Annotated in this window: 2 protein-coding genes and 1 pseudogene; all 3 read right to left on the bottom strand. The window is 41.9% G+C overall.

Annotation, left to right across the window (positions count from 1 at the left end):
* Nucleotides 1–791, bottom strand: a 791-nt coding sequence (locus ACQR30_RS13770) for a glycoside hydrolase N-terminal domain-containing protein (RefSeq protein ID WP_429736092.1), incomplete at its 3' end; no start/stop codon positions are given.
* A 76-nt stretch (nt 792–867) separates the two neighbouring features.
* A complete protein-coding gene (locus ACQR30_RS13765; protein ID WP_429736090.1) occupies nt 868–2,373 on the bottom strand; it encodes a glycoside hydrolase family 30 protein in 1,506 nt (501 codons plus the stop codon).
* 28 nt (nt 2,374–2,401) lie between these two features.
* Nucleotides 2,402–3,121: pseudogene (locus ACQR30_RS13760) on the bottom strand (alpha-galactosidase); the annotation flags it as partial.

The following is a 3,121-nucleotide window of genomic DNA, read 5'->3' as shown; positions in this document are numbered from 1 at the left end:
TGCGCTAACAGCAATTTCTTATATTTTTTATCAGTAGCAGCGTTCAATTCTTTTTCAACAACAGGTAAAGGATCTACACCTCGCCAGCCCGCATGGTAATCGGGCTTATAATTAGTGCGCGCGTCGAGATAAAGCGTTATTGAGTTGCATTTGGTGAAGTATAACTCATTGTCTTTCACAACGACCATACCGCCTTTGTGCTGCACAACTAACTTGGCCGCGTATTTCAATTTATTAGGCATAATTCCCGCAAATTGCAAACTATTGTCGTCCCCTTGTACCGCCGCTCCTTGTGCGGATTGCAATGAAATATGCCCGGATAATTGATCGGTTTTCCCCGCCGTTGTATAACTAAATACCATTACCTGATCGGGATGGCTTGCAAAAGCTTCTCTGCGATAAGTTATTCCATGGCTGTTGAAAGACACCTTGTAAATACCTTTTACCAGATTCAGGCTTCTTTTGTAGTTGTTGGCAGAATCCTTTTGATTAAAATCTACTTCCACCACCCCAAAATTGCGATAGGATCCAAAACCATGGTCCCCCGTTTCATAACCGCCATCCCAATTATTATCCCCACTCCAGAGACTTTGCTCATTAAATTGTATAACGTCTTTTTGAATCCCACCCATCATCATGGCCCCCATACGCCCATTGCCAATGGGCAACCCCCCGGAATCCCATTTTTGTGCCGGATGTGAAAACCATATTCTGGGATCATTTCCCGCAGCGGCATAAATAAATGTCGCTATCAACAAAAACGTCAAAACCAAGAAAGTAATTCTTTTCATCAGTATATTTTTTAAATCGAATATAATCCCGAAAAATGTTCCTTATAACCTTTAAAGCTATATTTCCATTGAGGTATCAAAAGACAGCAGCAACCAAACTTTCAGCCGGCAACGTAACCTCCACCGATTTATGACCAGTCTTTAATTTCGCTGTTACAGCACCCCCCTGATTTAGCAAGAAGACAACGATATTACCATTTGGCTTTATAAAGGCGGCAACCTGTTCTCCTTTGGCTAGCTCGGTATGCATAAATTTCACACAATCCTTGGGCGCAAAATTTAAATCACCGATCAATGAATCTCCTTTGGTAATCCTTGCTGGTAAATAATGCGACCCTGCAATGACATGGTGCCCCAAAAACCTCGCTAGCGCATAGGAAGGCTCATATTGAACACTTTTCTTTTTCTTATCTATCGTCACCAGACTATTCTGGCTCCAGCCCCAAGTGCTGGTATGTGGTTCCGGCAAAACCATATTCCAAAAGGTAAAAAGCCCGCATCCCGCTCTGGTATAAGCAATATAGTCCTGAAAGTCACGCAGAACCTCTACTTTGGCATTGGCGCCATTGTAACATTCAGATTCAGAATGCTGCATGCTAACCGCCGGGTATTTCTCATGATATTGCTTAACCCAATCTATATTGCTATATTGAAACGAAATTCCGCCAATAGCTCGATTCATCTGTTCTGACGCAAATATTGCTTCAAAATGTTTACGTGTATCGGCCTTCCAATAATTAAACGTACCAGCCCAGACTCTGGTTTTTAAGCCAGCCTTTTTTACTGCAGGAATAATAAATTCAGTTACTGCCCGACAATATAGGGATGCGGGAATCTTACACCCCGGATAACTGCCCGATACAAGCGGTTCGTTCTGAGGGCATAAACGGTCAATAAAAATATGATGTCCTTCGTAAGCTTTGAGAAACTTCACCAAATAATGGGCATGCGTCTGTAGCGTACGATTATCACCCAGCAGTTCTCCACCACCTGTCTGACTTCCATTTGTTTTCATCCACCCGGGCGGCGACCAAGGTGAAGCATGAAATTTCATTCTCGGGTTTATTTGCTGCGCAGCCTTTATATACGGAATCATGCAAGATTCGTCACGCTTAATAGAAAAATTTTTCAGGGGCCAATCATCCTTTGTATCGTCCAGGGAATAGGCACTTAAAGCAAAATCACTGGCACCAATTGGAATCCGATTGAAACAAAGATTTGCACCATTTTTGACATTAAATAAATTTTCAAGAACCAGTTGTCTTTCCGATGGTGAAAGCGATAAAAGGGCATCCCAACCCTGCTCATTAAATGCGCCGCCAATTCCATCCATTAATTGCCCCGGTTTTGCGTCATCAATTTCAATAATCACATCTGGATTTGAGGTATGGTTTTCATCTAAAGAATTCGTAGTGATAATTTTTTGCGGCTCGGAACTTGGAGCCAAAGAAATCGTTTCAACGGCTACTGCCCTTGTGCTTACCAAGGACCTTGTTATGCTACATCCGCCAAGTAATAAACCTATAACAATAAGTAAACAGGTTGTATGTTTTAGATACTGTTTCTTGATCACATTAAACATAAGATTAAAATTTACGAGCTTTATATCTTTACTGAATAACCAGCCAACTATATCCCTGTGCAGCAATGGTTACCTTTATTTCTACCGAGTAATCCCGATTTAGCCGATAAGTTTTTGCGGGTCCGTTTTCGATTCGAATACTTGCAGTCTTACTCAGTCCGGTATAGTATAATGGCAGTTTGATCGTGCGCGTAATATCCTTGTTTAAAGGATTGTAGAGCATCACAAAACCCTTTTCCTTTAACTTCGGGTTTACATGCAATATACCGTCCCAATCTTTTCCGTCAGCACGACGAAGGTGTATGATATCGGAATTGAGAATGTCGCGATATTTTTTATACCAGTTTACATCTTTTTTTACGAGTGCTTCTGTTGCCGGTGTATCAAATAATCGTGGTCCACGATAGCAGGCTTGTACCCCACTGCCAAAATTTTGCATTAAATGTGCATCGTAATCATGCAAATGTTCTGAAAGCGGTTCAATAGTTGCTGCGCTGCCGCCACCATGGTATTGCGTAAGCGGAACAAAAGTCCAACCCATCGAAGGTGTTTTGGTCCAGGTACCATCATATATATTCTGCCTTTCTATAATTATTTGTCTGTCCCTTGGCAAGGACCAATCCGATTCGCGGTAGCCCATGGCCGTTTTACTTGTTCCATTTAGAAAGTACCAGTCCGGGGCATTGACATAAATATCTCTGGCACGCAAACCCCGATAAAAACAAACACTCATCCACCAATGATTACA

Source organism: Arachidicoccus sp., from assembly GCF_050436765.1.
Lineage (GTDB): Bacteria > Bacteroidota > Bacteroidia > Chitinophagales > Chitinophagaceae > Arachidicoccus.
Note: the sequence above shows the minus strand (reverse complement) of the source record. Positions and strands in the feature narration are given on the sequence as shown.

What these genes read in the sequence shown, in the direction of transcription:
- ACQR30_RS13765 (WP_429736090.1), bottom strand. Translation starts at nt 2,373, where the DNA reads ATGTTTAATGTGATCAAGAAACAGTATCTAAAACATACAACCTGTTTA.